Source organism: Shewanella oncorhynchi (genome assembly GCF_030848765.1).
Classification (GTDB): domain Bacteria; phylum Pseudomonadota; class Gammaproteobacteria; order Enterobacterales; family Shewanellaceae; genus Shewanella; species Shewanella oncorhynchi.
On the sequence record NZ_CP132914.1, the window covers coordinates 780,179 to 806,569 of the forward strand.

The following is a 26,391-nucleotide window of genomic DNA, read 5'->3' on the forward strand; positions in this document are numbered from 1 at the left end:
CCCCACTGAGCCGCTGATTACGCTAAGTTGATTTGATCTTGCTTGGCGGCGTCGCGTTGCTTGTCGAGGTATTCGGCAAGGTCGGTGACATTGACCATCCAAGGCGCTTTGTTGCTGTTACTGGTGCGAAAGGCGGCTAAGGGCAAGCGGCCGGCTTTGGCATAGTTGGCCGCGGTACGCGGTTCGAGGCCAAAATACTCTTTGCTGATTTGATCCAGTGGCACTATTACTTTGTTGAACTGGGCCATAAGCAAAAACGCGGTGTTGATGCCGCTCATGTTGGTTGCTCCGCTTGGGTGAGTTGCAGCGGATGCACGTTAGTGGCCGCCTGTTCGTTACGCCACACCATCACCTTGCCGTACAAACCTTGTTGGGGTTCGGTAAAGCGCAGGCTGAAGTTGAGCCCGAGTTCGCCCGTGTGGCGAATAAACTGGCGGTAAAACGCAGGGCTTGGGTGGTGATAGGCAAAATGCTTGATCAGCTCGGCGCATCGGGCTTGCACCCGTAGGCAATCCATCGGGTCGGTATGGCCCTTGGCCAGCGCCATCAAGCAGGCAAAACGTATTGCAACCAGTAGCCGAAACTCATCGCGTTGCTTAGGTGTGGTGTGAACTTTCGCTAGAATCATTTCCCTGTCCTTTGTAGTTTGTTTAAGTTTTCTTAAATACAACTTAGGAAAACCTAAGTTAAAGGTCAAGTTAAAACTTAGGAAAACTTAAAATTTTTTTGGTTATTTTTGATTTGGCTGTTTTTTGAACGAGTACAGATATGGAGTAAGCGATTGAACTAAGAGGGTTTATGGTGATATTAGATAAGGCTATTTTTTATGTGTAAGACAGATTGCTCTTTTATGCCCCAAAAGTGTTTTGGCTCGTTAGAACAATCGAAAATTCCCTCACCTGTAACTCTACAAATTCTCATCTATTTGGCTAATGTTTGGCCCTACCGTAAAGCGACTAGCAATGTATGGGAATACAGTCGTATTTAAATTTAGATACTTTTGAGTGTTTTTTAACTCATGTTTTACGCGTTTTTCCAGCCTAAAATTAATAAACCATTTAAAATCATGTGGATATACTTACCCAAAATTGGTTAATAGGTTTGGAAAACGCGCATGCGCGTTTTTCCGGATGGTTTATTGGATAAAAAGATGATAAGTTCTTTGCATACAGATAGTTAACTGTGCGCGTTTTCACTGGTCTAATGAGATAAACACGCATGCGCACTAATAAAATTTTATACAAAATTTAAAGTATGCATTAGAGGTTAGATTTATTGATGAGTATTAGAGAGCATCTAACAGCATTAGTTATTGAATTGAAATATATTCATTCCGAAGCATTTTCTTGGGGGAAAGAACAAGGCTTTCCTTGTTTTGTTACAGATGAAACTCATGGATATCAAATAAACTTCACACCTAAAGCTAATGATTATCTTAGAAAGCTTGCAACAGTTATATTCGAGAATCGTGATAAGCGTTTACCAAAGATCGAATTTGGAGGTTACATTAAAGTCACACAGCAGGTTGTCGCAAATATGTTTGCAGTGGGTGATTTTGACGAAAATGATATGGCTGGTGATAAGGTAGCAATTAAAACTCTTAAGCAACAGATTGAGCGAGTTATTTCTGAAAGTGTTAAATCTTTTACACATTACTTCCCCGCTTGGACTTTAGGTGTCGAGTCTGAAACTCCATTTCGATTGGGGCCAGTACTGTTTATCAGTCGAGAAAACTGGATCGATACAGTCGATTTTCCTCAATCAGGTAAAGATAATTATTTAGGTGAAATCGAAGCTAATAATAACTGGAAAAAATTGCTCAAAGATGCGTTAAGTAGCACTAACCATCAAAAAGAAATTCTAGGCTTGGCTTCTGATGTTTACCATGCAGTAAAAGATTGCCCAGCATTGATAAAAGTTACTGTTAATGGTTTTGAACGAGACTATTCTCGCAAACTTGCTCGAATAGTTGCAAAAAGTGCTCTTGATTCGCTGTCATTACTTTTGGGTGGTCGATCTTCTTTTTTACGACAAGCTATTCATGAAGAGAGGTTAGGTCCTACTCACACACATCGTCTAATTGAAACAAACGGCAATCTTTGGTTTCCGGGATCAGGGCTAAGTGACAGGGTGAATATGATTTCCAAACATAGGCTTGAGGAAGCCATGACGACTATTGAATCATGGATTCCTTCTATCGCTTTCGTTTTAGATGGATTACTAAATCCGGAACGGCACTCTTATCCTAAGCTAGTTATGCGTTGGGCTACAGGTTTAGATTGGTATGCTGAAGCATGTCGAGAGTCAAGTGATTCAGTAGCTATTGCAAAGCTAGGTACGAGTTTAGACGTCCTTTCTAATGGTGGGAAGTATGTTGGAATTTCAGGTATGGTTTCAAGTCTCCTTGGAGCTAACGGGAGTGATATCGTTGTTAAAGGAGATAAACCTAAAACTCTTGAGCAGTTAATTAAGCAAATCTATGACGACGGACGCTCAAAGGTCTTACATGGTACTTATTACGACAGATTAGAGTCACTAGAGTCAGAAAGGAAATTGGCTGAAGAGTTAGCTCGAATGGCACTGATATCTGCTGCTTTATGTTTGTTTAAATATAAAGGCGATGACGATGATAAAGCGTTTAGAGATATGCAACCATAAGTGGTGCTGCGACCATTTTGTATAACAAAAAATTTAAGAGTGATTCAGCACGTTTGGTAGTTTTGATTTGAGTTTAGTTCAGTGGTTACGGTGTTCAAATTGAGTGTTGTGGTTGCGTGCTTCACACCTTAATTTGGCGTTAGAAATTTTATAGCGAGAGATCATGTCCATGTTGAAAGATTTATTAGCATCTGTATCAGGAAACATAAAGGAGCGAGCATCAAGTCCTATTCTAGGTTCGTACTCAATAGCGGCAATAATATGCAACTGGAAGCCGTTAGTCGTTCTATTTACATCTAAGAACTCAGGGACTGCACTTATTAATGAGGTCTTATCCGTGCAGCCTGAACTCCAGCAAGGGCTAATTTACCCCTTGATATTTTCTTTGGCATTCTCAGTTATATACCCATCCATTAAGGCGCTAATATTGTCATTCAATTCGATGGCAAAAATTATAGAACTAAAGTCTGAGTATCGAATTGAGGAATTGAAAGAGAGTATCGCCATCAAAAGAGATGATGTCGAGACAATTATTCAAGCGCTTAATAATGCATATGAGAAAATTGGCTATCACGACCTAAAAAGAATTAAAGAAGCGCTTCCAGATGAAAACGATCTGCTTATCAATTCGGAAAAAAAATCAGCTGATAGTGGTGGTGATAAGTAATGCTACGCAAAGTTGCATCAGCTATTTATTTTCAAGGCATTTACACGCTTACCACATAAGCCTTAATATTCTTATGCGGATCATTTGCTTCTAACAACTGGTTCAAGATCATTCGCTGCGCTCACTGGGACGGGCTAAAGCCCGCCCCTTAACAAACGTTAGCTATTACAAGGAAACTCATGATTACAATGTTAGATAAATTAATGGACTATTTAATACCTGTAATTTTAACAATGTTGCTAATTATTGCTTTAGGTGCAAAACCTTTTGCTAATTTTATTCAAAGTTATAAAGTTAACAAGGAGACTGTAGTAAAACTATCTACTCAATTAGAAGATATAAAAAATCAACTAAATCTATATACAACAGCGGTTGAAACTCTTTCAGGTAAAGATAAAGTTCACTTTATTGCTGAGCTTGAAAAGGTTTCAAACATCACTGATAAAAATACAGAGTTAGTATCAGATTTAAGTAAACTTGTTATAAAAGATCCTGAAAAGGTATTGGCTTTAAAACAGCTCAATATGGAAGTTGAAGTTATTAAAAATAACATTATTGATATAGATAATAGAGTCAAAAAAAATGATGAGCGTATTTTTAGTGGCCTATCATTTTGGGTCACGTTATTGCTCTTTGCTTTATCAATTATTATTGGTGTTAAAGTTTCAATTACACGCGCTCAGTAATAGCTAACAAGTCGTTTAAAAGGACAAAAAACAGTCGGCTTTTGCTCCTTCGTCGCTAATTTTAGCCAACATTTTTTGTCTCTTAACGAGGCGTTACATACTTTAGTTGCAAATAGAATAGTTAAGCTGAATCTGGCTAATAAGCGTAATTGTTTAACAGGATTATACTAAAATACGTTGGAAAAGCTATTTTCGAGTTGCAAATGCTTTACAACAGAACGGAATACCAAAACACTTTGCCAATCACTTTAATGTTTTTAAGTTGTTCGTTATTGATGTGCTCGTCTGGCCACTCATCGGTGTTGTAGCTGCGTAGACGCAGACCACCACCGGGGAGTTTGTAGAGCATTTTGACGCGCATCATGCCATCGTGGTTAATGGCGTACATTTTACCGTCGATGATCTCGGTGGCCGAGGTATCGACACCCACCGTTGAGCCGTGGGGTAATACTGGCTCCATACTGTTGCCATTCACTTTGACACAGGCCGCATGATCTGTGTTTACGCCTTGGCGCTTAAGGCTACTTTTAGCAAAGCGGAGCTTGGGGCCTTTATACTCAACACCTTCTGCAATGCCTTCACCCGCTGACAGTTCGATATCCACGTAAAAGGGGATTTCGACTTCATCCTCACTTAGTGGACTATCGTTGTCCCATAGATCAAAACCGCCTGCCCATTCAGCATTCGATTCTGGTTTTTTCGTGTTTTTACTATCACCAAACATCAACCAGTCGGGTGAGCACTGAAGTGCTTGAGCCAACTTGTAGAGGTTTTCACCTTTTGGAGATGTATCACCTGATTCCCATTGTGAAATGGTAACACTTGAAACTCCGACTTTTTTACTAAGTTGGAGTTGAGTCAGGTTGATTATCTTTCTTCGCTCTTTAGAGCGTTCACCGAGTGTTTTCATATAAGTTATCTTAAATCAATTTGACTTAGGTTTTATTTATACTGATACTTAGGAAAACTTAAGTTTAGGGTGGTTAAAAATGAAAACTCAGCTTGCCGTCGAATACTTCAAAGGGAAATCGAAACTAGCGAATGCACTAGGTATTAATCCAGCTTCCGTTTCTCAGTGGGGCGATGACGTTCCCGAACTCCGCGCTTATCAAATTGAGCGCCTAACTGATGGTGCACTCAAAGTTAACCCCGTCGTTGTTTTAGATAACCCTGAGCCCGCGAGTGTGGCTTAGATTCACTTTAGGTTGAAGGAGGACAGTACACATGAAAATCAATTCACGTAAAAGAGAAAGCCGTCTGAATTTGTTGATGAAAACGATTCATCGGGTGTTGGAGTTACCCAAGATGACACGCTTTGCACTGGCGATAGATTTTGTTGCGGCAGTTGAACGTCTCGGGCTAAGCGAGGTGTTGGCGGCGGAGGGCATTAGCTTTGCGAGTACTCAAGACGTGCACAACGATGCGCGGATCAATGCCCAAAAGCTGTTCCGTTGGCTTGGCCAGTACGAGGGCCAACACCCGCAGGTTGATCGCTTGTTTCATGTTGAGCAAGCACTGGTGGCGGCATTGCCCGAGCAATTGCGAGTGCAGTATCTCAACGATGTGTTTGGTTGCACTGGGGTGACGGTCATTGCGGACCGCATGAATGACGGCCATGTGTTGCATGTGGCCGATATGGCAGCGTCGCTCACCAAAGAGAACGCCGAGGCGCAAGTGGCGGTGATCCATTTGGGTGAGGAGCCCAAGCGCGAGCAGTTAGTGGCGGCGCACCGCGAGTTAAAAGAGTCGGCGGCGACCACGCAAGCGAGCATGGCGGCATTAGAGCTGGCGTACCCGTATTTAGCGAGTCATGGCGGTAAGGCGGGTTGTTGATGACGGTACACGAACACGCATCGATTACTTATCGAGAATAAGAAAGCCCGCTGAAGTTTGGCGACTGAGCGCGGGCTTAATACCTATGTGAGGCGATTACATGTTACGAAAGCATGGGGGTTGCGTCAATTCGGCTTTGTGGGTTACTCCGTTTGGGGGGGGTTTATGAGTATGGAATTGATGGTAAAAGCGATGAAGGCCAAGGTGGGTAATCCACTGCGTAAGCTGGTGTTAATTAAGCTGGCCGACAACGCGAACGATAATGGTGAATGTTGGCCGAGCCATCAGCATATTGCAGATCAGTGCGAGATTGGTCATAGCACAGTGAGAAAGCATATTGCGGCCTTGGTTGATATGGGTTTTGTGACGATTAAAAATCGTAAGGGACCTAAGGGAAATTTAACCAATATTTACACGATTTCAATCTGCTACGAGGTAGCACCCCCTGTGCTACCAGATAGCACCGAAGGGGTGCCACCAGATAGCATAGGTATGCCACCAGATAGCACACCCCCTGTGCCACCAGATAGCACCGGAATCTATCACTCTTTTGAACCTATCAAGGAATCTTTAAAAGATAGTTGTCCAGCTACGAGTGCTAAGTCGGTTTTCAATGCGTTTTTCAAAGCGTATCCCGCCCATCGCAAAGGCGGGTCGGATTCGGCTGCGTGGAAAGCGTGGAAGGGTGAAAAGCTGACCGACGCCGATTGTGTGTTGGCGGTGACGTGGTTGAAGGAGGCTGCGGCGCTGGATGCCAGTTGGGGCTTTAGTGCGAACGGCCAGTTTGTGTTGGGTATTACCAAGTTTATCCGCGAACGCCATTGGCTAACGCCGTTGCCAAGACCGATAGCAACTGCCGTTGGGCAAGTGGATTGGCGCCATGCGGTGTACGACCCAGAGGACCCTTTGATATGACTGCCAAGCAAAATACGAGCATGAAATCACTGCAGACCTTGATACGCCAGCCGCTGGTTGGGCAGGGCGCGCGGGTGGCGCAACCCGAGCCGACGGCAATGGATATGGCGATTGTGGACAGCGTGTTTAGCAAGTTGCGGGTGTTGTTTCCGGTGAGTGCGCCACGGCCTGAGGACGAAGCGACCCACAAAGGTGAGTGGCTTAAAACCTTGGCCGCGCAGGGCATTGCGAGCCGCGAGCAAGTGCAAGCGGGGCTGAATCGCGCTAGACGCGAGCAGGGCGACAGGCAGTTTTGGCCGACACCACGCCAGTTTGCGCTGTGGTGCCAACCCACGGCTTGTGATTTGGGGCTGCCCAAGTTGGAGGCGGCGTTTAAGGAGGCTGCGCGCCATTACCATCACCCCGACAAGCATACGTGGAGCCATGATGTGGTGCGCTTAGCGGTGCGCGAGACGGGCAGTTGGATGTTTGCAACTGGGCTTGAAAAGGACGTGTTAATGACCTTTGAGCGCAATTACAAAGTGTTATGCAGGCGCTTTAGCCGTGGCGAGTTGACCGATGTTGAGTTGCCAAAGGCATTACCTGAAACGGTGACGCGGCCCACTGAGGCGGCCAAGGCGAAATCGATTATTGCCAATTTACGGGCAAACCTAGGGCTTAAGGGGGCAAACGATGGCTGCTAGCGGGGTTGAGGTAGGTAAGTTGAACGATGCTGCGCTGCGCCGTTGGTTACGTGGCGGTTTGACGCGGGATTTTAGGGACCCGCAGTTTCCTGAGCTGCGTTTACGGGCGACGGCGGATAGGACGAAGGCGAGTGTGCATTTGGTGATTAATGAGGCCGATAAGACGGTTTGGAAGAAGCAAGGCGTGTGGCCGAGCATGTGCATTAAGACGTTTTTAGCGGATTTACCTGTGATGCTGGCTAAGCGCAGTGCGGGCGCGGACGTGTTGCGCGGTGAGTTTGCGACTGTGACTGATTTGCTGTTGTGGTATGGGGATTATTTGGATGGTAATACGACCTTAAGCCTGAGTTGGCGCGATAACTGTAGGTCGATTATGCGTAAGCAGTTGTTGCCTAAGTTGGGTGATGTGGCCTTGGCTGAGTTGTCGTTTTTGGTGGTGGATAGTGCGTTGGTGAAGCTGATGCTGAATGAGGGTTATGCGCCGCATTACATTCGTTTGAGTGTGAATGTGCTTAAGCGGGCGTTGAGTTTGGCGGCGGATTTTAGGTTGTTATTACTTAATCCTCTGATGGGTTATCGAGTGACGATGAGTTTAACCTTATCACCTAAGCCTGATACGCGCTTGATGGAGTCGGACCTCGGGCCGTTGTTTGTGGCGTTGCGTGATGCGCTGATGCCTGTTGCGATGCTGTTTATGCTGATGCTGATGTTCGGCACGCGCATTGGTGAAACCCGTTTGGCACGATGGGAGCATTTTGCGGGTGAGTTTTGGTTTATTCCTGCGGCGAACGCGAAGAACCGCCAAGAGCACCGGCTACCGTTAACGCCTACGGCTAAGGCGTTGATCCAGCATTATTTGCAGTGGCAGCTTAAAAATGTGGGTAAGCGGGCGTTTTTGTTTGCGGGTGATGTTGGCGCTATTAGCCAGCGCACTGCGCATTATTGGAGTGAGACGATTCGGTTTAAGGAGTTTACCTCGCATGATTTGCGCAAGCTTTGCCGCACGATTATCCAAGATATGGGTGTTGATACTATGGTCGGTGAGCGGTTGCTTAATCATGCCTTGCCTGTGCTTTTGCGTACCTATGTTCATTCGACGTTGGATAAGGGCATGTTGAGTGCGCTTGATGCGTATCACGCGCATTTAATTTCGCTCGGTTTTAGTGAGGTTGCGCCCGAGATAATCCCTAGATCGTCTGCGAATGTTGGGAGTGCTCAAACCCTTGGTGTGAGTGGGTGGCTGTGATGATCGTTGCATCAGCCTTACAAGAGTATGCAATGGCACTAAATAAGGTGGTTTTATGAGTCATCCAGCTGCAAAAATTCTAAAAACAGGCAGGGCGATCAAGGGGCTTTCTCAGGACGAAGTGGCGGCGTTTTACGGGATAAGCCGCCGAACGTATCAGCGATGGGAGAATGGCAAGAGTAACGTGCCTTATAACCACCTGCGCTCAATAGTGGATGATGTATTCCATTTATCGATAGACCAGATCACGGAGGTGGCTAATGCGAGTATGTGATGCGCAAGAGCAGGTTATTAACATGAAAGCCCTTCGTGCTGGGCTCAATGCCTGGGGGCGTTATTGGGCGTTCCAAGAACTCGGTAAAGGTTTCACTAATCGCAGTGCTTGCGATAAGTTAGGTGAGGTGCAAGTTTATGGATGTGCGTTGGTTAGGGAGTTGAGCGTTCCTAAGCAGGTGGTCCAGTTCGATAGGATGATTGAGTGCTTATCGCCAAACTGTATTCGGGCGATTCGCACCTGTTACGTGTGCAAAGGCCAGTGGGCATTGATGGGGTTCGACAGTAAGAAGTCGTATGTGTATTGGTTGAGAAGGGCAGAGATTCAATTAGCAAAGTGAGGTGGGTGATGGAGCAATTCTTTTTGTTTGGTGATTTAGAAACGGGTGGGCTGAACGGCCGCTTAGACAATGGGATGCTGGGTATGGAGTATTACCCTATCTTTGAGCTGGCCTTTATCGTGACTGATAGTGAGCTAAACCAAGTGGGTGAAGCGCTGCACATTGTTGTGCATCAAGACGATGAACACATTGCAAGGTCACATGAGTGGGCGATAGATGTGCATACCAAGAGTGGGTTGTTAGCTGCTGTTCGTGCCTCATCAGTATCGTTAGCACAGGCTGAGCAGATGGTACTCGAACACCTGAAAGCACTGGGAATACCTAAGCATGACCGTAAAGCTAAGACTGGTGTGGTGTTTGCGGGTAACTCAATCATGTTTGATCGTTCGTTTATCATGTGCCAAATGCCTGAGCTTCATGAGTACATGCATTACAGGCAGCTAGACATATCAGCACTAGGGCTCGCAGCTAGAGCTTGGGCGCCTGAGGTTGAGCGTAATGCGATTAAGGCTAAGCAGTATCAGCATGAAGCCTTAGCCGATATTCGGGAGTCGATAGCGAAACTCAAGTACTATCGCGACGAGTTGTTTGGTTGTGAAATATCATCTTTGTCAATAGGTTAGGCGCGGTCTGTTCAAATGAGAATGGCTATCATCAGAGCTAGATGCGACCTATTATCATCACGGGTCCTTCCGGCTCGATTCACTGCGGGGGCGGTGACGCGCAATGCTTCACTACATATGAGAATTTTGGGGAGGTTGGTTGTTGTTTTATGAGCATTGATTAATGCTAAAAAAAAGCTCTCTTAATTTAGATTGTTATTTACTGATTTTAAAGGATTAACCTGCAATGTAGTTGGTAAGGATTTAGCGCTTCGATCTATGATCGAATACCACAACTTTTAGATCTTTTGAGGTGGACTAGATCGTAGTTCAGTAAGATTTGATTGGTGAGAGATGTAGTTACTGAACTATCACTAATCACCAGAGTTAGAGATTAGCTTTGAGGTCAATATGATCTGTTCATCCGCAGGCTTGGCAAATGACAATTCACATCCAGATTTCAATCTGTATAAGACTCTAGTACCGCCTTTATCTGTCGTCTCTTCATGCATATCGAATATCTCAGTTGCAAGGATGAGACTCTTTAACGATTTATGTCCATAGTTTTCTTTCAATACCGCAACCTCTTCAGGTAGATGTTGCTTTAGTAGTTGTCCTGCAGTATTTATCAATGTCCAACCATCTGCTCTCTGCCTTTGAACGGCAATCTTCCCTAACATTATGACTAAGGGAGTATTTATTAAATAAGAATATTCCATGATTTTTTTGCCTTCCTCTGAATTGAGAAAGCTTACAAGAAGATTTTTAGCCCTATCTAAGGCACTCACATTGGCTTTTAAGTCTTCAATTTCTTCCCGTATTTCTTTACTCTGCTCGTCAAGTTCATCTCCAATAATCCGACAACTGTCTACAGAATTACTATCAAATCTCGGTAGTAAATGATGGACCAGCTTATTTCTATTTGAAACTAAATTGGCTAAGCGTACTTTTTTTGCTTCATAGTTTGTAGCGTCGCATTCTAAGTGAAAACGAAAAGATAAATATGCGTCATCGATAACTTCGGGTTCTGATGAGATAGCTTCGCTATCAAGGTTGGTATTTTCAATATACTGTCCAACCAACGTCCCCATCGTTTGCTTGCTGATATTCTTAACCCGTGCTGCTTTTATCTTCTCTAAATCTCTTGAAAATCCTGATAACTCTCCATTTGCAACAATAAACTTTAATAAATGTTCAAGTTCTTGGAAGAGCATTATATTTCTTCCTATTTTCCTTAATACTTCGTCTACAGAGTCCTTTAATGACATACCTTTTCCATGTTGTTTTGGTCGGCGGCTTAAACAATTTGGCCACATAATAAAAAGTTTGTCAGCATCTAAAGTAGATCATTACCAGTTGAAATAATCTTTGATTGGTAGTTGTTTATCACTTAAGTGATAAGTAAAACAATAAATCCTCTGTGATTAAGTTTTCACGTATCACATATTTACAAATTCCGAAACGACACTTTTTTCGCTTTTAGCGACACTTTTGGCGCTTTCAAGGCCCTTAAAATCGAGTACATTTGTATACGCTTGCTAAGGTTACATTTATTCAGTCGCACGTTATTTGTCTGCCAAGGGCTCCTTTTAGGGGCCCTTTTTATTTGGCGCTATTTCTTGTTCGCAAACATCCAAATAGCTGTTCGTTAGCTAACCCCCCGCTGAAAAAAAGCGGCCGCTGCAATGGTGGTCGTGGTGGGTATGTGTTGCAGTGGTGTTTGACATGATCGCTACGGACGTTGAAAGACACTAAAAACATCAGCTGTTAGAGGCGGCTTACCTCACCGTTGACCTAACCGTTGGCCGCGCTAAGGCTAACCTCATTTTAAAGGAGACTGACTCATGTCATTAAAGCAAAAGCTCATGGCACTGGGACTTTCTTCTGCTGTCGCGCTGGCGGGGGCTAATTTGATTGCCCCCGCCGAAGCGCCGAACGGCGAGCCCATTTTGCACACCTATCTGGATCCGGTGGATATTATCACCGCTTGCTTTGGGCACACTGGTCCTGAGCTTGAGCTCAACCAGTTTTTTAGCGAGCAGCAATGCATTGAAATGTTCGCCAAGGATTTAGGTAAAGCCGATCGGCAGCTACGGCGGCTAACGTATCCGGTGCAACTTACTGAAGGTGAACACGCTGCTTACCTCAGTCTGATTTACAACTTTGGTGCGGGTAACTTTCAAACCTCCACCTTGCGCAAGCTGTTACTGCGCGGAGAAAGGGTAGCCGCTTGTCACCAGCTCACCGATGCATGCGGTAAACACGGCTGTAATGGTTTTGTCTATGCCGCTGATATCAAGTTGCCAGGCTTAGTCGAACGCCGCAAAAAAGAACGTAAAATCTGCTTAAAGGATTTATATGTGGAACAAAATCATTAATGCCACTGGCTCGCTGCACCTGTATTTAATCGCAGCGCTCATCATAGTGATAACGCTACTTGGCCTTAGCCTCACCGCCGTTAAAGCTGACCTCGCGTTAAAAAACTCGCAGATTGAAACCGCCGCCGTTAACCAACGCATGCTGCAAGATGATCTCACGGTTGTCACCGATGAACTGCAAGCGCAGGCCAAAGAACGTGACAGGCTCGCTAAGGATTACGCCTTTGCTTTAGCACTCAATGAAAAAGCCGCCAAAGCCAAGGCCGAGATTGATCGCCAGCTTGCTGATCAGCGAGAAGCCATTAAAAAACTAAGGACCTCAGCCAATGAACAAACCCGAAGTTGGGCTAATACTGCTGTGCCTGATGATGTTAAGCGGCTGCTCAAGCACGCCGCCTATTGCGCGCACCGTAGTCACCAAGCAGACCCAATATGTACTACCGCCGCAATCATTAATGAGCCAGTGCCTGCCAGCCGAATGTAGTTCAGATGCCAATGCCGATCTGCCCGATTGCATCATTCAACTCTTAGCCGTGATCACCAAATGCGATACCGATTTGCATAACATCGAAACATGGCGAACGGAAAAACAGCATGAACAATCCATACATTAATGATGTGACCACTCAAAAATCGCTGACGTTTAGCGCTTATGTATCGTCGCTCATGAGCACAATTGGAGGTGCGTTTACGTTGAATGAAATCGCCATTTTGCTCGGGATATTCTTCGCGCTCGTCACCCTATTAGCCAACGTTTTTTATCAGGAGTTGCGCCGCCGCCGTGAGCAACGTCAAACAGATAAGGACGAACTACGCGCCCAAGAGTTACACCGAGCTGAGATGCAGCTGAAAGCAGCACTGTTAAAACAGGTAGATGAACACCATGGCACGCATTCAACCATCACCACCCGAGCCTGTTCTACTGAGTAAAACCGACCTATGCAAAAGCCTTGAGATCAGCACCCAAGCATTTGATAAGTGGGACGTGCCAGTGCACAGCAAGCGCGGCCGCGTGAGTTTATACAAAATGGCCGATGTGGTGGGTAACAGACTTGCCAACGAGCGCAAAAAAAACATCACTAAACCTGATGAAGATGATCCCGATAAGCCAGATATCGACTTCGAACGCTGGCGCTTAACTCGGGCACAAGCAATTGGGCAAGAGATTAAAAACGAAAAAGACCTCAAAGAAGTGGTCGAAGTTAGTTTTGCCACCTTTGTGCTAAATCGCATTGCTGCGCAAATTGCCCCAGTGCTTGATCAAATACACATACGGGTAAAACGCAAATTCCCCGACATTCCAGAACGCACAATCGACGCTATCAAAGCGGAGGTGATTAAAAGCCAAAACACCGCCGCCGATCTTGCGGAGGGCATAGAGGGTTTATTAGATGAGTATATCGGCAGCGCAGATTAAAAATCTGAAAGCCGCCGTTGCTGCTGGGCTGCGTTCGTTCTATCGGCCACCCATGCTTACCTGTTCTGAATATGCCGACGAGCACTTTTACATGTCGTCGGAGTCCTCTTACACCGAGGGCAAGTGGGAAAGTTTACCGTTTCAAATTGGCATTCTTAATGCCATGGGTAACGACCAAATCAGCACGCTTAACTTAATGAAGTCAGCGCGTGTCGGTTACACCAAAATGCTGATGGCTAACGCTGCTTACAAGATTGAACACAAAAAGCGCAACGTGTTGATCTATCAACCTCGTGATGGTCAAGCCAAAACCTTCATGAAAAAGCACGTTGAAACGGCGATTCGTGACATCCCTGTTTGGCGCGCGCTTGCACCTTGGATGGGCCGTAAGCATAAAGACAGCACGCTAGAAGATAAGATTTTCACCAACGGTAAAACGTTGATGGTGCGCGGTGGTACCGCTGCAGCTAACTATCGCGAAATCTCCACCGATGATGTGATCTACGATGAGCTAGCGGGTTTTGATGAATCCATCGAGCACGAAGGTAACGCCACATCGCTCGGTGATACTCGTATCGAACTGTCGATGTTTCCTAAGTCGATCCGCGGTTCAACGCCTAAAGTGCTCGGTACCTGCCAGATTGAAAAGGCCTGCAGCGAATCACCGCACTATTTTAGGTTCAACTTACCGTGCCCACACTGCGACGAACTGCAGGATTTAAAGTGGGGCGGCCCCGAAGAACCCTTTGGTATTAAGTGGCATAAAAATGCCAAGGGCGAGCATGACCCAAGCACAGCATATTACCTATGCGAGCACTGTGGTTGCTGCATCGAAAACAATCAGCTCGACGATATGGAGCTGCACCCAAGCGCGATTTGGATATGCGAAAACACCGGCATCCGCACTAAAGACTTTTTAGATTTTTATGATGCCGACGGAAACGACATCACCACGCCGCCCAATATCTCGATTCATATCTGGTCGGCCTATAACTCGCTCAACAGCTGGGCGAAACTGGTTACTGAGTTCTTTAAAGCCAAAGGTGATAAAGAAAAGCTGCAGACTTTCGTCAACACTAAGTTAGGCCAGCCATGGGATAACGACAACGGCGAACGCTTAGAGTGGGAAGAATTAGCGAAGCGCCGCGAAATGTACCCGAGTGGCAAAGTACCTAACTGGGTGGTGTATTTAACGGCAGGTATCGACACCCAAGATAACCGTTACGAAGGCCGTGTTTGGGGCTGGGGTGCGGGTAAAGAGGCGGCGCTAATTGACCGCTTTATTCTCCATGGTGATCCCGCTGATCAAGTTCTTAAAGACAAAGTGGCTGAGCGTATTGCGCAAAGCTATGCCCGTGCCGATGGTGTTGTGCTCAATATTGGCGTAGTGGGTTGGGACTCAGGCGGCCACTATACCGATGACGTTTACGCCATGAGTAAAAAGCTTGGGCTAATGCGGGTGATACCCATTAGAGGTGCCAACGTTTACGGCAAGCCGATCGCCAACTTCCCCCGTAAGCGAACCGCCAAAGGCGTGTACTTAACGGAGGTCGGCACCGACAACGCCAAAGAGCTATTAATGTCGATGTTGCGAATTGCCCCTGATGTTGATGTGCGCAAGCCTGGTGCGATTCACTTCCCGCTAAATGAAGCGGTATGTGATGACGTTGAGCTGCAACAGCTCACCAGTGAACGCAAGGTGCCGGTGCGCCAAAACGGGCGGATCATCTATAAATGGGACAACCAAAAACGCCGCAACGAGGCGCTAGACTGTTTCGTTTACGCCTTGGCCGCGCTGTATATCGCGATAGAGAAATTCGGCATCAACCTCGACAAGCTTTCAAAAGTTACCCCGATCGCCATATCAAGCGACCAACCCAAAGAACCTAAACCCAAAGCCGCAAAACAGACCAATGCGAATGCTGCTTACCTAAACGGTGGCGGTGGTGGCAGTTCTGGCGGTTGGCTGTAGTTAATGCCAATAAAGCCAAGGATAACAGCATGACCAAAACCCAATGCCAACAGATGATCGATGCGTACTTTCAGGCTGAGCTTGATGTGTTGGCAGGCAAGCAAACCACGATCAACGGCAAAACAATGACCACTGAGGACCTAGGCGAAATTCGCAAAGGTCGCCTCGAATGGGAGCGCCGTTTAAATGCCTTTAGCCGCCCACAGGGTGGCGTCAAGTTAGCCAGTTTTAACTAATCAAGCCGCATGAATAGGGCACTTCTAAAAATATAAGTCGGAGCAACACATGAGCATTATCAATGATGCGCTGGCGATATTTGCCCCGCGTTTAGCATTACAGCGTGAAGCAGCCGCAATGAGCTACCGCAACCTGAAAGGGTATGAAGCCGCCAGCCCAAGCCGCACGCATCGCGCTAAAAAGGAAAGTCGCGGAGCTAACCAAGCGGTATTTGCAGCAGGTAAAAGCCTGCGTGAGCAAGCGCGCTGGTTAGACGAAAATCATGATCTCAGCATTGGCATTCTCGACCGCATGGAAGAAAGGGTGATCGGTGCCCAAGGCATTGTGGTTGAACCGCAGCCGCGCAGTATTAGCGGTGAAATCCTAGATGACTTAGCCAACGATATTCAACGCCGTTTCGGTGCATGGTCGCTTAAGTGTGATGTGACGGGCCGCTTTAGTCGCCCTGAATTAGAACGCTTGGTGTTACGTAGCGCCCTGCGTGATGGTGATGTGTTCGGCCAGCATGTGATGGGTAAAGTGTCGAAGTTCGGCCACCCAAATGAGCAAGGCACTCAATACAGTATTGAAGCCTTAGAAGCCGACTTTATCCCCTACGAGTTAAACGAACCAGCAAAGCGGGTACGCCAAGGGCTTGAGGTTAACGGCTGGGGCCAAGTGGTTAACTATCACGTATTGCTCGATCACCCTGCGGATCAAGTCGGCTTTCGCTACAAAACCAAAGTGATACCCGCATCGAGCATGATGCACTTAGGCTTATTTAAACGCTTGCACCAACTGCGCGGCGCTTCGTTATTCCACGGCATTTTAACCCGCCTTGGCGATATTAAAGACTATGAGGAATCTGAGCGCGTAGCGGCTCGGATTGCGGCCGCGCTGGCGTTCTACATCAAGCGCGGCGATGCCGCCATGTTTGTTCCTGACTCAAGTGGTGAATCGTCAAGCCGCGAAATCCCCATTGCACCTGGCATGACCTTCGATGATCTCAAGCCCGGTGAAGATGTGGGCATGATTGAATCCAATCGGCCTAATGTGCACTTAGTTGATTTTCGTAATGGCCAATTAAAAGCCGCCGCAGCTGGTACCCGTGGCAGCTATTCCAGCATTGCCCGTGACTACAAAGGCAGTTATTCAAGCCAGCGCCAAGAGCTGGTTGAGCAAGACGAATCCAACCGCATTATGCAGCAGTGGTTTTGTGCTAACTGGTCGCGGCCTGTATTCCGCAATTTTCTCAAAATGGAAATGCACAACAAGCAGGACCCATTAGTGCTACCGCCTGATCTCGACATGCGCACCTTATTTGATGCCGTGTACTACGGGCCCACCATGCCATGGATTGACCCACGCAAAGAGGCCGAAGGCTGGGAAATGATGATCGCTGCCAACGTCGCAACCGAGGCCGATTGGACTCGCGCCCGTGGCCGTAATCCTGCAGAAGTAAAACGCCAGCGTAAGCGTGAGGTGGATTACAACCGCGAAAACAACATGGTCACGGCCAATGACCCCGACCCCTCGCTAGGAGATCCTAACAGTGAAAAAGACCCCAATAGCATCAGCAATGCTAAGCGCAATGCTGCCAAGCGGAGCGCTGAGCGTGCCCGTCGCAACGCTGAACCAGAGTAATAAACCCGCCAATAGCTGGTATAGCCTCAAAGCCCAAAACGGTAATGCCGAGTTAATGATCTATGACGAGATTGGCGGCTGGGGCATTAGTGCGCAACAGTTCGCCCGTGATCTACAGGCCCTAGGCAAAGTTGGCACCATTACCGCCCGTATTCATTCGCCAGGTGGCGATGTATTCGAAGGTATGGCGATTTACAACATGATCAAAGGCCATCCAGCACACAAAGTTTGCTACATCGATGGCCTTGCTGCTTCGATGGCCAGTGTGATTGCCATGGCTTTTGATGAAGTCATCATGCCTGAAAACGCCATGATGATGGTGCACAAGCCTTGGGGCGGAACTCTCGGTGATGCCGAAGATATGCGCAAATACGCCGACTTGCTCGATAAGGTTGAAGGCAATTTAGTGGGCGCCTACCAACACAAAACAGGCTTGTCAGAAGATGAACTCCACGCCCTGTTAGCGGCTGAAACTTGGCTAACTGGGCGCGAAGCAGTGGAAAAAGGTTTTGCCAACACCCTCACCGATCCGCTGCAAATGGCGGCATCACTTAATTCAAAACGTCTTAAGGATTTTACTAATATGCCTGAAGCTCTCAAAAACCTGTTTGCACCGCAGGGTAACAGTGCTCCCAACCCACTCGTGCCAGCACCAGCAGCACCTAATGCTCAGTTGCCTGCGCCTGCAGCAACACAACCTGATACCTCTGCTATTCAAGCGGCTGCGATTGCGTTTAATACTGAGCGTATGAACGGTATCAATGCGGCATTTACTTTCTTTCCTGAGTTAGCCGAGTTACGTAATCAGTGTATTGCCGATGCCAACATCAATGCTGATAAAGCCAAAGACATGATCTTGGCAAAGCTGGGTGAGAACACTACGCCGTGCGCCGTGCAGCCTAAAAGTGTCATTATTCATGCCAGCAACGGTAACATCGTGGGTGATTCAATTCGTGCTCACTTAATGGCTCGCGCTGGTTATGAGAAAGCAGAAGCGTCAAACGGCTATACCAGCTATAACTTGAAAGAGTTAGCTCGAGCTTCACTGGGTGATCGCGGTATCGGCATGGCTGGGCTTAATCAAATGCAAATGGTCGCATTAGCGTTTACTCATAGCTCAAGTGATTTTGGCAATATCTTGTTAGATGTGGCTAATAAGTCAGTGTTAAAAGGTTGGACTGCTGCGCAAGAAAGTTTTGAGCGCTTTACCCGTAAAGGCCAGCTTAGTGACTTTAAAGTCTCTAAACGTGTTGGTTTGGAAGAATTTGGCAGCTTACGAAAAGTCCGTGAAGGTGCTGAATATAAATATATTACCCTTGGTGATACAGGTGCAGATATTGCACTAGCGACCTACGGTGAAATTTTCTCTATCACCCGCCAATGTATCATTAATGATGATATGACAGTGTTGACTACCATCCCTGAAAAAATGGGTGCTGCAGCGAAAGCAACGATTGGCGATTTAGTGTTTGCTATCTTAACTGGCAACCCGCTGATGGCTGACGGGAAAAACCTGTTCCATGCAGACCATAAAAACTTAGGTTCAGGCGTACCCAGTGCGGAAAGCTTAGCGGTATTGGCTGAGCTGATGGAAAGCCAAACCACGGGTGGTAAAACGCCAAGGGCACTAAACATCATGCCTGAGTTTGTTTTATGTCCACCTAATCTTAAACGTACGCTGACTCAGATCATTAAATCGAGCTCAGTAAAAGGTGCTGATATCAACGCAGGTATTGCTAATCCTATGCAAGATTTTGCGGAAGTGATTTCAGAGTCTCGTCTGAAATTAGTTAGCGATAAGGCTTACTACTTAGCCGCTGGCCAAGGTAATGACACCATCGAAGTAGCTTATCTCGATGGTATCGATACCCCATACATCGAACAGCAACAAGGATTTACCGTTGACGGCGTAGCCACCAAAGTGCGTATCGACGCGGGTGTTGCACCGCTTGATTATCGTGGCTTGGTGAAATCAACAGGCGTGTAAACAGCGCTAAATCGACATAAATGGGCTATCAAACGATAGCCCTTTTTTATTCAGTTTTGTTTTTAAGCAGGAACACTCTCATGAAAAATTATGTGCAAGATGGCAAGACCATCAGCTTTACGCCCACAGCCGCGGTTGCCAGTGGTGAAGCGGTATTACTGGCCACATTGTTAGTTGTGGCGATTGGCGCCATTGCTGCAGATACCGAAGGTACAGGTGTAACTGAAGGCGTGTTTGAACTCCCTAAAAAGTCCACAGATGTGCTCGCAGTTGGCGCAGCCGTGTATTGGGACGATACCGCTAACGAAATCACATCACTCGCCACGGGCAATACCTTAGCTGGCAAAGTATGGGCTGCTGCGGCAAATCCATCTACCAGCGTTTGGGTGAAGATCAATGCCTAACGTTGGCAACCACTTTGCCGAACGCGTGCGGGGTAAAATGGTACGGCTGTTTCAGCGTTTGGCTGATCCGTGCCTTTTTACCCCAAGCGATGGCTCCGCGCCATTTACTCGCCTGGTGAGTTTGGATGATAACGGCGTTGAAATTGCGGCCTCGTCTAATGAATATGTTCCCGAGCTAATCAGTCGTGCCGAGTTTTTACAGTCTGAAGGGGCGGTAAATTCTGGTGATGAGTTTGCGATAGGTGAGGGCATTAGCGTCCAGCAAGGACGGCTCACCCAAAGGGTAAGCATGGATTCAGTCAGCGTAACCTTTATCTATATTCCGCTTGAGGCCTAGTCAATGGCACGCATAAAGATTGAAGGCATGGAGGCGGTAACAAAGGAACTTAACCGCATTCGTGATGCACAAGCGCCAGCGATTAAACGGGCGATTGAGGATACGGTAAAGTTTGGTGAAAAGGCGGCAGTCGATGCCATATTTGCTCGTTATGGTTTCCGTTCCCGCAGTTACATTGAACAGCATTTGTCTGTCAGTTTTGACCCACGCAGTTTAAAAGGTTTTATCACCGCTCGTTATCGTGCCAGCACTTTAACCCGTTATGCCAGAGCGTTAACCCGAACCGGAAAGAACGGCGGCTCTCGGCCTGACGGTCACATGATCAGTGCGCTGCGCAATCAACCTACATGGTTTAAAGGCACCTTTACCCTGATTGGCCGCAATGGCAATCAAATCATGTTCCAACGCCAGAAAGGCGATAACAGTTGGCGCAAGCTTAAAGGACAAAAAGCGATGTACGGCCCTTCAGTGGCAGGCAGTTTTAGCAAGATCCGCGACGATATTGAGCCGCCGATTATTGCTCATCTGCGAAATAAATACGGCCAGTACGCTAATCGTTAATGCCTAAAGGATAAATACCGAAAGGACAGCCCCATGATCCAAGCAATTTTAGACCGCCTCGCGCTGGTTGACGGCGCCACTGTGCGCGAAGGTTTTTATGTGCAATCAGTCGCATCTGAAAAGAAGTTTATCTTTTTGCAGCCATTTACTGATGAAGCTCGTTCGGTAAATGGTCGCGATAATTACCGTGATGATTTGGTGCTGCAAGTGGTAGCGGGTATCAATCTAACCAAGTCAACCAACCCGACAGCCGATCTCATTAACTTGGTTCGCGCCATTCGCAGTACGTTTTATAAAGATGAACGTAATACCGAGAAACCCAGTTGGTTGCCCTCGGTGATCAGCTTTAAGGAGTCTGAGCCCTGCAAGTACATCATGCCCGAAGCCCATGAAAAACATGGCTTAGCGGTTATCACCCTATCCCTTGTTAATACCGTTAAATTTGGAGACTCACTATGAGTGAAATAGTAACCGAAAGTTACATCGGCTCAGCGATCGTCTATATCGATGGCCGTGACTGTGGCAACGTGAGCGGCGTAAAGCTCGCTATCGAACAAGAAACCAAATCCTTGCCCAACTACCGTGGTGGCGGTGGTTATGCCGATGAAGTCACGTTGATTAAATCCGTAAAATTAAGTGCGACCTTTTACGATTTTAACAACGAGAACTTAGCGCTAGCTATGCGCGGTAAGATTGATGTATTAACTGCAACACCCGTTGCAGATGAAGAAATTATCGCTGTGCTCGATGGCTTAGCGCAAACCGCAAAAATGATTGATACCAGTATCGCCCCTGTTGTTAAAAATGAAGCGGGTGATGTGACTTATGTACTTGATGAAGATTATGTTGTCAGTGCCGCAGGTATCCGCGCGTTATCGACTGGCGCCATTACAGCAGGCCAAACATTAACCATTGGCTACACCAGCCAAGCGGGTAATGCGTTGCAGGCATTAACGGAATCAGGCAAAACGGTCAGTGTGGTTGTTGACGGTATTAACGACTCAACCGGTAAACCGTGGATGCTGAAGTTTTATAAGTGGAAGCCCACACCCACATCAGGCTTAGACTTGATCGGTACCGATTACGGTAGCTTCGATATTGAAGGTGCTGTACTCGCTGACAGCTCAATCGTTGCCACGGGTAAGTCTAAGTTCTTCGTCCGTAGCGCAGCATAAGTCTAAAGATTGTTCCCAATAGCCCACAGCATGTGATCCATGTGCTGTGGGCTTTTATTTTGGTTTGTTAATTCCTATCAATCGGTGATGCCATGAGTTTTAAAGATCAAGAAGTGAATTTAATTATTCAAGGCAAAGATCTGTTTTCTGCTGAGGCCAAAAAGTCTGAGCAAGCGTTGCAGGAGTTGGGGCGCGAAAGCGAAAAGCTCAATGAGCAACTTGATGATTTAAAACGCCAGCAAGAGGCTATTAAGGCGATTGATTCGCTTACTGAGTCTATCAATAAAGGTGAACGCGCCTATGTTGATAACGCCCAAGCGCTCGATAAGTTAAAGCAAGAGCAGAAGCAGGCTAATACAGAGGCAAAAAACCTTGAGAAATCGCAGCAAGATGCGGCTGCCTCAACGGCTAAGCTTGAAACTGAATACAGCCAAACTGCGGCGCAGTTGGCTAGCTATGATAGCCAACTTGCCTCCGCTCGCGCCGAAGTTGAGCGTTTAACCACGACTCAAAATAAAGGTGCACAGGCCAGCCAAGCACAAGCAAAGGCATTATCCGCGGCTAAAACCGATTTGCAGCAGCTTGAAGCGGCCCAAAAAAATACCGCCACCAGTGCGACCAAGTTGGCAAACGAGCTTGAGCAAGAACGTAGCGAATTAACGCGCTTAGGTACCGAAGTTGAAAAGGCTGGCCGTAATAAAGCCGAATATGCACTTAAAGTTAAAACGGCCAGCAATGAGCTAACTAACCTTGGCAGAAGCCTTGGCAGCAATAAAGCGCAATTAGATAAACAGCAAGCTGTGCTGAATAAAGCCGGCATTGATATGGGTAAGCTGGCCGATGCCAGCCAAGAATTAAAAACCAAACAAGCTGGCGCAGAAGCCGCGCTTAAAGGGGTTAACGATAAATTAGCGCAGCACGATAGGTTATTGGTTGAGTCTAAAAACTCGGCCAAGGTCGCCAACGCGCAAACTGACCTCACCACCAAGGCGGTGAGCACGCTGGCTAAGGCTTATGCGGTATTGCTGTCGGCACAGCAGGCGGTGCAAACGGTAAAAAGTGGTGTTGAAAACTACGGTGAGTTAGAAGCCGCTATTACTAAGGTTGAAAAAACCACCAACCTTGCCCGTGATACTGTGGTGAAAATGGCCGATGAGCTTAAAAACCTCAGCGAAAACGTCACCCCTACCAGCACGAATGAGCTGCTGCGCATGGCGGAAGTGGCGGGCCAGTTAGGCACTAAATCGACTGAAGATATTCTCAGCTTGGTGGCTGCGGCTGATGCGTTGGGGTTATCAACCAACTTAGCCGGCGATGAAGCGGCAACCATGCTGGCCAGAATTTTAGGGATGACTCAAGAAGGTATCCCTGAGATTCATAATTTATCCTCGGCTGTTGTAGCGCTTGGTAACGACTTTGCGATTACCGAAGCTGATATTGTGCAGATGACCAAGGAGATTGTTTCTGGTACCCGTGAAATTAACTTGGGTTCTGCTGCGGCTGCGGCGTTTGGTACTACGCTGGCAGAGTTAGGCCAACCAGCTGAACGTTCGCGAACGGCTATGCAACGCCTTGGCGCTGAGATTAACGAAGCGAGCAAAAAAGGCGGCGATTCACTTGAGCGATTAACTAAGATTACTGGGCTAACTGCTAAGCAGATTGAGCAAGATCTCGGTGATGCGCCTGAAAAGGTATTGGTTAAATTCCTTGAGGGCTTACAAAAGGTTAAGGCCGAAGGCGGATTAGTCTCTGATGCCCTTAAATCGATGGGCATTGATGGCACTGAGGCGACAGGCGTTCTCAGTGTATTAGCGGATGGTACAGATCGTCTAAAAGTTGCATTAGAGCTAAGTAATAAAGCCTATGCTGCTGGCGATTACCATATGAAGGAAGCGATTAAAGCTTATGCTGATCAAGAGTCAGCAATCGGTCGCTTACAAAACAAATTCCACGGTTTAACCACTGAAATAGGTGAGACTTTTTCTGCCGAAGTTGATAGCTCTATCCGAGGAACGGGTCGTGCTATTGATAGTGTTCGTGAGTATGTTGTTAAGTTGGCAGAATATTTACCTGAACTGATAGGTGGTTTTAGGGATGTATTAGAGGCGGCTAATAATTTTACCAGTTTATTCACGGACGGTGCGTTTGATGTTGTCCTGCGTAAAATTGATGAAATGTCATTAAATGCTAATTATCTTACCTCTGTTTTTAATACTCTCACTTTGGGTTTGCAAGGGACTACTTATGCAGCCTTATCTCTGGCTGAAAATATCGAATCTTTGGCTGGGGTTGACACTACAAATTTGCAGAAAAAAATCGCCGATATTGGCGTGCAAATGTCGAAAACTAAGGAATCAATTAGCAAAGATGTTAAGGACATTGAGGAAACCAATAAGCGCTTAGCGGGCGAGTCATCCATTGCCTATAAAAGCTTTAATGACACTATGGATAAGTATGGGTTTGCGATGAGCAGGCTTAGTGCTGAACAGCAAAAGCAAATCCGCAGCATCATTGAGGCCAATAAATACAACGCTGAACAAGAAGACTTATATCGTAAATTAACCAATGCGATAGTTCGTGCTAATAACGAACTTGAGGTCGAAGCTAGCCTTAAAGTTACCTCAGCGAATGCCAGTAATAATAAAGCAGAAGCTGACAAGAAGGCGGCTGAGGCTGCTAGTGCGCTTGCCGTTAGTCAGTCAAAGGTGAATACCTCTACAGAACAGTATTCTGTCACAGTAAAAGAGGCAATGGCTCGGCAAGCTGAACTAAATCAGCTACATGATAAAGGGCTTATTTCAACAGAAACATTGAATAACATGACCAAACTGCTCAATGCATCGGTCAAGGATTACAACGTAGAGGTTGATAAAAGTAATACTAAAACCCTCACTCAAACTGATTTAACTAATGCATTTCTTATTCAGCGCAAAGCGCTACAAGCGCAGTACGAAAAGGGTTTGCTGACTGAAAAAGAACTGAATATTTCACTGCAAGAGTTAGCGGCATCACATACTAAAGTCGTTGAACAGTCGAATAAATCCATTGCCGCGACAGGGTTGTTGTCTGATGCACAGTTAGACTTGCAAGAAAAAATATTAAGGACCGAGAAAGAGGTTCGTGATCTTGAAGCGGCTTTAAAAGATGAGAACAAAGCCACGGCTGAACTCACCCTTATAAAAGCTAAGTTGGCAAAGGAAGAAGCCAACCTTGCTGATCTGAAGCGCGAGTCTGTTGAGCTATCCAAGATAGAGAACGCGACCTATGTTGAACTGTTGATATTGCAGCGTGACTATGAAGCGCAGCTTGAAGCATTGGATCGAAATTTCAGGGCGGGTTTATTAACTAAGCAAGAGTACGATGCTCAGTCACAAATACTCAAAGGGACGTTGAGTGAAGTCAATAAAGTGGTGGGTGAAAGTAGTAAAAAGACAGATGAAAATACCGAGGCCACTAAGGAAAACACTAAGGCCACAAAGGATAATACTGCCGCTGGTATTGAAAATGCTAAAGTTATCGCGGAACAATTAAGTACGATCGATGACTTTAGGGGAAGTGCTGCCGCCACTCGTGATGTGATTGTTTCGCTGAATACCGAATACGATTACTCAAATGCCACTATCCAAGCAATGACCGAAAGGTTAGCGCAACTGGATAATCAAATCGCGGGTGCTGACCAAAAACGCGAAAGGCGAGAAATCAATAATGCTATTCGGATGCGTGATTGGGTAACTCAAATCGAGAGTGGATCACTCAGCTTGCAAGAGCTAGGTGAACTTGCTGATCTCGCTAATAACTCTGTTGTAAGGCTTTCTGACAATCAGCTTGTTCCGCTCAACAAAGCGATCGATGAAGCCCGTTCACGCTTTAGAGAATTGGCCGATGAAATCAATAAAACCACAATGGATATTCAAGATCGGCTCGATACCGCTTTGGGTAACCAGAAGGATATTGCTGAGCGTAAGTTTGCTAGTGAGCTAAAGGAAGTGAACGATTTAATCACCACAGCTCAAGCATACGGTGATAGTCAGCTCATCAATAAACTGCAAAAAAGTCTTAGTGATCTTAAGCAGGCACAAGACTTAGAACGTAAGGCCCTGCAGGCCCAGCAAACAACCGATAAGCAAAGCGCTGCCGAGTCGAAGAAGCAAGCCGAAGCCAGTGCTGCAACTGCTAAGGCCGCGGCTCAAACCCAAGCAACCGCTACCGTTAACACGCAAGTCAACACTCAAACCAGCACGCAATCTGTGGCTAACAGTTCAGATATGCAAGTGCTGCAACTGCAGGTTGGCAATAGCACTTTTAACGCTCAAATGAAGCGCAGCCTCGTCACTGAATTGATAAACGAGATCAAACGTCTGCAATCTGTTGGCGGTTAGCCAATCCTGTTATTCGT

At 46.5% G+C, this 26,391-nt stretch carries 30 protein-coding genes; 26 read left to right on the forward strand and 4 right to left on the reverse strand.

The genetic code is table 11. The annotated features are described in order from the left end of the window. Positions 1–17: 17 nt before the first annotated feature. Both RA178_RS03610 and RA178_RS03615 read right to left on the reverse strand, forming a co-directional pair. Entirely contained in the window at positions 18–278 is a 261-nt protein-coding gene (locus RA178_RS03610; RefSeq protein ID WP_220591999.1) for a pyocin activator PrtN family protein, read from the reverse strand. Continuing rightward, on the reverse strand, positions 275–628 hold the full coding sequence (locus tag RA178_RS03615; protein WP_306684569.1) for a forkhead box protein: 354 nt from the start codon (positions 626–628) through the stop codon (positions 275–277). Before RA178_RS03615 ends, RA178_RS03610 begins: the two co-directional genes overlap by 4 nt. A gap of 650 nt (positions 629–1,278) precedes the next feature. On the opposite strand from RA178_RS03615, the gene RA178_RS03620 reads away from it, so the two are divergent. The 3 genes from RA178_RS03620 (at position 1,279) to RA178_RS03630 (ending at position 4,011) form a co-directional block, all read left to right on the forward strand. Continuing rightward, positions 1,279–2,658: a HEPN domain-containing protein gene (locus RA178_RS03620; RefSeq protein WP_306684571.1), complete on the forward strand. Its 1,380-nt coding sequence runs from the start codon at positions 1,279–1,281 to the stop codon at positions 2,656–2,658. 169 nt (positions 2,659–2,827) lie between these two features. Then, positions 2,828–3,325 carry a hypothetical protein gene (locus tag RA178_RS03625; protein ID WP_306684572.1) on the forward strand — a complete coding sequence of 166 codons (498 nt, stop codon included), beginning with the start codon at positions 2,828–2,830 and terminating at the stop codon, positions 3,323–3,325. A 179-nt stretch (positions 3,326–3,504) separates the two neighbouring features. After that, a complete protein-coding gene (locus RA178_RS03630) occupies positions 3,505–4,011 on the forward strand; it encodes a hypothetical protein (protein WP_306684574.1) in 507 nt (168 codons plus the stop codon). A 208-nt stretch (positions 4,012–4,219) separates the two neighbouring features. On the opposite strand, the gene RA178_RS03635 is transcribed toward RA178_RS03630, so the two are convergent. Then, on the reverse strand, positions 4,220–4,921 hold the full coding sequence (locus RA178_RS03635) for a S24 family peptidase (protein ID WP_306684576.1): 702 nt from the start codon (positions 4,919–4,921) through the stop codon (positions 4,220–4,222). Between the two features lie 79 nt (positions 4,922–5,000). Between RA178_RS03635 and RA178_RS03640 the strand changes: the two genes are divergently transcribed. The 8 genes from RA178_RS03640 (at position 5,001) to orn (ending at position 9,925) form a co-directional block, all read left to right on the forward strand. After that, the gene (locus RA178_RS03640; protein WP_306684577.1) at positions 5,001–5,204 is read left to right on the forward strand and encodes a Cro/CI family transcriptional regulator; all 204 of its coding nucleotides are present in this window, start codon (positions 5,001–5,003) and stop codon (positions 5,202–5,204) included. 31 nt (positions 5,205–5,235) lie between these two features. After that, positions 5,236–5,844, forward strand: a complete 609-nt coding sequence (locus RA178_RS03645; RefSeq protein ID WP_306684579.1) for a toxin YdaT family protein — start codon at positions 5,236–5,238, stop codon at positions 5,842–5,844. A gap of 165 nt (positions 5,845–6,009) precedes the next feature. Further along, on the forward strand, positions 6,010–6,759 hold the full coding sequence (locus RA178_RS03650; RefSeq protein ID WP_306684581.1) for a helix-turn-helix domain-containing protein: 750 nt from the start codon (positions 6,010–6,012) through the stop codon (positions 6,757–6,759). Continuing rightward, positions 6,756–7,442: a replication protein P gene (locus RA178_RS03655; RefSeq protein WP_306684583.1), complete on the forward strand. Its 687-nt coding sequence runs from the start codon at positions 6,756–6,758 to the stop codon at positions 7,440–7,442. Before RA178_RS03650 ends, RA178_RS03655 begins: the two co-directional genes overlap by 4 nt. Further along, positions 7,432–8,688, forward strand: coding sequence for a tyrosine-type recombinase/integrase (locus RA178_RS03660; protein ID WP_306684585.1), 1,257 nt, complete (start codon positions 7,432–7,434; stop codon positions 8,686–8,688). The genes RA178_RS03655 and RA178_RS03660 overlap by 11 nt, the downstream gene beginning before the upstream one ends. Before the next feature lie 55 nt (positions 8,689–8,743). After that, positions 8,744–8,962, forward strand: a complete 219-nt coding sequence (locus tag RA178_RS03665; protein ID WP_011847783.1) for a helix-turn-helix domain-containing protein — start codon at positions 8,744–8,746, stop codon at positions 8,960–8,962. After that, positions 8,949–9,302: a hypothetical protein gene (locus tag RA178_RS03670; RefSeq protein ID WP_220592009.1), complete on the forward strand. Its 354-nt coding sequence runs from the start codon at positions 8,949–8,951 to the stop codon at positions 9,300–9,302. Before RA178_RS03665 ends, RA178_RS03670 begins: the two co-directional genes overlap by 14 nt. Positions 9,303–9,310: 8 nt before the next feature. After that, on the forward strand, positions 9,311–9,925 hold the full coding sequence (gene orn, locus RA178_RS03675) for an oligoribonuclease (protein WP_306684586.1): 615 nt from the start codon (positions 9,311–9,313) through the stop codon (positions 9,923–9,925). A 353-nt stretch (positions 9,926–10,278) separates the two neighbouring features. Here the strand turns inward: orn and RA178_RS03680 are convergent, their stop codons facing one another. Continuing rightward, a complete protein-coding gene (locus RA178_RS03680) occupies positions 10,279–11,172 on the reverse strand; it encodes an LOTUS domain-containing protein (RefSeq protein WP_306684588.1) in 894 nt (297 codons plus the stop codon). 576 nt (positions 11,173–11,748) lie between these two features. Between RA178_RS03680 and RA178_RS03685 the strand changes: the two genes are divergently transcribed. From RA178_RS03685 to RA178_RS03750, 15 genes are all read left to right on the forward strand, one after another. Beyond that, positions 11,749–12,282, forward strand: coding sequence for a lysozyme (locus tag RA178_RS03685; RefSeq protein WP_306684590.1), 534 nt, complete (start codon positions 11,749–11,751; stop codon positions 12,280–12,282). Further along, on the forward strand, positions 12,263–12,766 hold the full coding sequence (locus RA178_RS03690) for a hypothetical protein (RefSeq protein ID WP_306684591.1): 504 nt from the start codon (positions 12,263–12,265) through the stop codon (positions 12,764–12,766). Before RA178_RS03685 ends, RA178_RS03690 begins: the two co-directional genes overlap by 20 nt. Next, the gene (gene lysC / locus RA178_RS22135) at positions 12,651–12,896 is read left to right on the forward strand and encodes an Rz1-like lysis system protein LysC (RefSeq protein WP_371135012.1); all 246 of its coding nucleotides are present in this window, start codon (positions 12,651–12,653) and stop codon (positions 12,894–12,896) included. The genes RA178_RS03690 and lysC overlap by 116 nt, the downstream gene beginning before the upstream one ends. Further along, positions 12,877–13,212, forward strand: coding sequence for an HP1 family phage holin (locus tag RA178_RS03695; protein WP_012586805.1), 336 nt, complete (start codon positions 12,877–12,879; stop codon positions 13,210–13,212). The genes lysC and RA178_RS03695 overlap by 20 nt, the downstream gene beginning before the upstream one ends. Beyond that, positions 13,166–13,699 carry a terminase small subunit gene (locus tag RA178_RS03700; protein WP_306684593.1) on the forward strand — a complete coding sequence of 178 codons (534 nt, stop codon included), beginning with the start codon at positions 13,166–13,168 and terminating at the stop codon, positions 13,697–13,699. Before RA178_RS03695 ends, RA178_RS03700 begins: the two co-directional genes overlap by 47 nt. Continuing rightward, positions 13,674–15,671 carry a phage terminase large subunit family protein gene (locus RA178_RS03705; RefSeq protein WP_306684594.1) on the forward strand — a complete coding sequence of 666 codons (1,998 nt, stop codon included), beginning with the start codon at positions 13,674–13,676 and terminating at the stop codon, positions 15,669–15,671. The genes RA178_RS03700 and RA178_RS03705 overlap by 26 nt, the downstream gene beginning before the upstream one ends. 29 nt (positions 15,672–15,700) lie before the next feature. Continuing rightward, positions 15,701–15,907: a DUF6148 family protein gene (locus RA178_RS03710; protein ID WP_263191690.1), complete on the forward strand. Its 207-nt coding sequence runs from the start codon at positions 15,701–15,703 to the stop codon at positions 15,905–15,907. A 49-nt stretch (positions 15,908–15,956) separates the two neighbouring features. Then, on the forward strand, positions 15,957–17,531 hold the full coding sequence (locus tag RA178_RS03715) for a phage portal protein (RefSeq protein WP_306684595.1): 1,575 nt from the start codon (positions 15,957–15,959) through the stop codon (positions 17,529–17,531). After that, positions 17,440–19,518: a ClpP-like prohead protease/major capsid protein fusion protein gene (locus RA178_RS03720; RefSeq protein WP_371134979.1), complete on the forward strand. Its 2,079-nt coding sequence runs from the start codon at positions 17,440–17,442 to the stop codon at positions 19,516–19,518. The genes RA178_RS03715 and RA178_RS03720 overlap by 92 nt, the downstream gene beginning before the upstream one ends. An 80-nt stretch (positions 19,519–19,598) precedes the next feature. Continuing rightward, positions 19,599–19,922: a DUF2190 family protein gene (locus RA178_RS03725; RefSeq protein WP_012196684.1), complete on the forward strand. Its 324-nt coding sequence runs from the start codon at positions 19,599–19,601 to the stop codon at positions 19,920–19,922. Continuing rightward, entirely contained in the window at positions 19,915–20,259 is a 345-nt protein-coding gene (locus RA178_RS03730; RefSeq protein ID WP_306684597.1) for a hypothetical protein, read from the forward strand. The genes RA178_RS03725 and RA178_RS03730 overlap by 8 nt, the downstream gene beginning before the upstream one ends. A 3-nt stretch (positions 20,260–20,262) precedes the next feature. Next, positions 20,263–20,820, forward strand: coding sequence for a hypothetical protein (locus RA178_RS03735; protein WP_306684598.1), 558 nt, complete (start codon positions 20,263–20,265; stop codon positions 20,818–20,820). A 33-nt stretch (positions 20,821–20,853) separates the two neighbouring features. Then, complete coding sequence (locus tag RA178_RS03740; protein ID WP_012088287.1) at positions 20,854–21,279, forward strand: hypothetical protein; 426 nt, start codon at positions 20,854–20,856, stop codon at positions 21,277–21,279. Next, on the forward strand, positions 21,276–21,995 hold the full coding sequence (locus RA178_RS03745; protein ID WP_106649474.1) for a phage tail tube protein: 720 nt from the start codon (positions 21,276–21,278) through the stop codon (positions 21,993–21,995). The genes RA178_RS03740 and RA178_RS03745 overlap by 4 nt, the downstream gene beginning before the upstream one ends. A gap of 92 nt (positions 21,996–22,087) precedes the next feature. Next, the gene (locus RA178_RS03750; RefSeq protein ID WP_306684601.1) at positions 22,088–26,374 is read left to right on the forward strand and encodes a phage tail tape measure protein; all 4,287 of its coding nucleotides are present in this window, start codon (positions 22,088–22,090) and stop codon (positions 26,372–26,374) included. Positions 26,375–26,391: the final 17 nt, after the last annotated feature.

Bases quoted from the DNA above. Each gene is read 5' to 3' on its own strand.
- RA178_RS03610 (WP_220591999.1), bottom strand. From the start codon at position 278: ATGAGCGGCATCAACACCGCGTTTTTGCTTATGGCCCAGTTCAACAAA.
- RA178_RS03615 (WP_306684569.1), bottom strand. From the start codon at position 628: ATGATTCTAGCGAAAGTTCACACCACACCTAAGCAACGCGATGAGTTT.
- RA178_RS03620 (WP_306684571.1), top strand. From the start codon at position 1,279: ATGAGTATTAGAGAGCATCTAACAGCATTAGTTATTGAATTGAAATAT.
- RA178_RS03625 (WP_306684572.1), top strand. From the start codon at position 2,828: ATGTTGAAAGATTTATTAGCATCTGTATCAGGAAACATAAAGGAGCGA.
- RA178_RS03630 (WP_306684574.1), top strand. From the start codon at position 3,505: ATGATTACAATGTTAGATAAATTAATGGACTATTTAATACCTGTAATT.
- RA178_RS03635 (WP_306684576.1), bottom strand. From the start codon at position 4,921: ATGAAAACACTCGGTGAACGCTCTAAAGAGCGAAGAAAGATAATCAAC.
- RA178_RS03640 (WP_306684577.1), top strand. From the start codon at position 5,001: ATGAAAACTCAGCTTGCCGTCGAATACTTCAAAGGGAAATCGAAACTA.
- RA178_RS03645 (WP_306684579.1), top strand. From the start codon at position 5,236: ATGAAAATCAATTCACGTAAAAGAGAAAGCCGTCTGAATTTGTTGATG.
- RA178_RS03650 (WP_306684581.1), top strand. From the start codon at position 6,010: ATGAGTATGGAATTGATGGTAAAAGCGATGAAGGCCAAGGTGGGTAAT.
- RA178_RS03655 (WP_306684583.1), top strand. From the start codon at position 6,756: ATGACTGCCAAGCAAAATACGAGCATGAAATCACTGCAGACCTTGATA.
- RA178_RS03660 (WP_306684585.1), top strand. From the start codon at position 7,432: ATGGCTGCTAGCGGGGTTGAGGTAGGTAAGTTGAACGATGCTGCGCTG.
- RA178_RS03665 (WP_011847783.1), top strand. From the start codon at position 8,744: ATGAGTCATCCAGCTGCAAAAATTCTAAAAACAGGCAGGGCGATCAAG.
- RA178_RS03670 (WP_220592009.1), top strand. From the start codon at position 8,949: ATGCGAGTATGTGATGCGCAAGAGCAGGTTATTAACATGAAAGCCCTT.
- orn (WP_306684586.1), top strand. From the start codon at position 9,311: ATGGAGCAATTCTTTTTGTTTGGTGATTTAGAAACGGGTGGGCTGAAC.
- RA178_RS03680 (WP_306684588.1), bottom strand. From the start codon at position 11,172: ATGTCATTAAAGGACTCTGTAGACGAAGTATTAAGGAAAATAGGAAGA.
- RA178_RS03685 (WP_306684590.1), top strand. From the start codon at position 11,749: ATGTCATTAAAGCAAAAGCTCATGGCACTGGGACTTTCTTCTGCTGTC.
- RA178_RS03690 (WP_306684591.1), top strand. From the start codon at position 12,263: ATGTGGAACAAAATCATTAATGCCACTGGCTCGCTGCACCTGTATTTA.
- lysC (WP_371135012.1), top strand. From the start codon at position 12,651: ATGTTAAGCGGCTGCTCAAGCACGCCGCCTATTGCGCGCACCGTAGTC.
- RA178_RS03695 (WP_012586805.1), top strand. From the start codon at position 12,877: ATGAACAATCCATACATTAATGATGTGACCACTCAAAAATCGCTGACG.
- RA178_RS03700 (WP_306684593.1), top strand. From the start codon at position 13,166: ATGGCACGCATTCAACCATCACCACCCGAGCCTGTTCTACTGAGTAAA.
- RA178_RS03705 (WP_306684594.1), top strand. From the start codon at position 13,674: ATGAGTATATCGGCAGCGCAGATTAAAAATCTGAAAGCCGCCGTTGCT.
- RA178_RS03710 (WP_263191690.1), top strand. From the start codon at position 15,701: ATGACCAAAACCCAATGCCAACAGATGATCGATGCGTACTTTCAGGCT.
- RA178_RS03715 (WP_306684595.1), top strand. From the start codon at position 15,957: ATGAGCATTATCAATGATGCGCTGGCGATATTTGCCCCGCGTTTAGCA.
- RA178_RS03725 (WP_012196684.1), top strand. From the start codon at position 19,599: ATGAAAAATTATGTGCAAGATGGCAAGACCATCAGCTTTACGCCCACA.
- RA178_RS03730 (WP_306684597.1), top strand. From the start codon at position 19,915: ATGCCTAACGTTGGCAACCACTTTGCCGAACGCGTGCGGGGTAAAATG.
- RA178_RS03735 (WP_306684598.1), top strand. From the start codon at position 20,263: ATGGCACGCATAAAGATTGAAGGCATGGAGGCGGTAACAAAGGAACTT.
- RA178_RS03740 (WP_012088287.1), top strand. From the start codon at position 20,854: ATGATCCAAGCAATTTTAGACCGCCTCGCGCTGGTTGACGGCGCCACT.
- RA178_RS03745 (WP_106649474.1), top strand. From the start codon at position 21,276: ATGAGTGAAATAGTAACCGAAAGTTACATCGGCTCAGCGATCGTCTAT.
- RA178_RS03750 (WP_306684601.1), top strand. From the start codon at position 22,088: ATGAGTTTTAAAGATCAAGAAGTGAATTTAATTATTCAAGGCAAAGAT.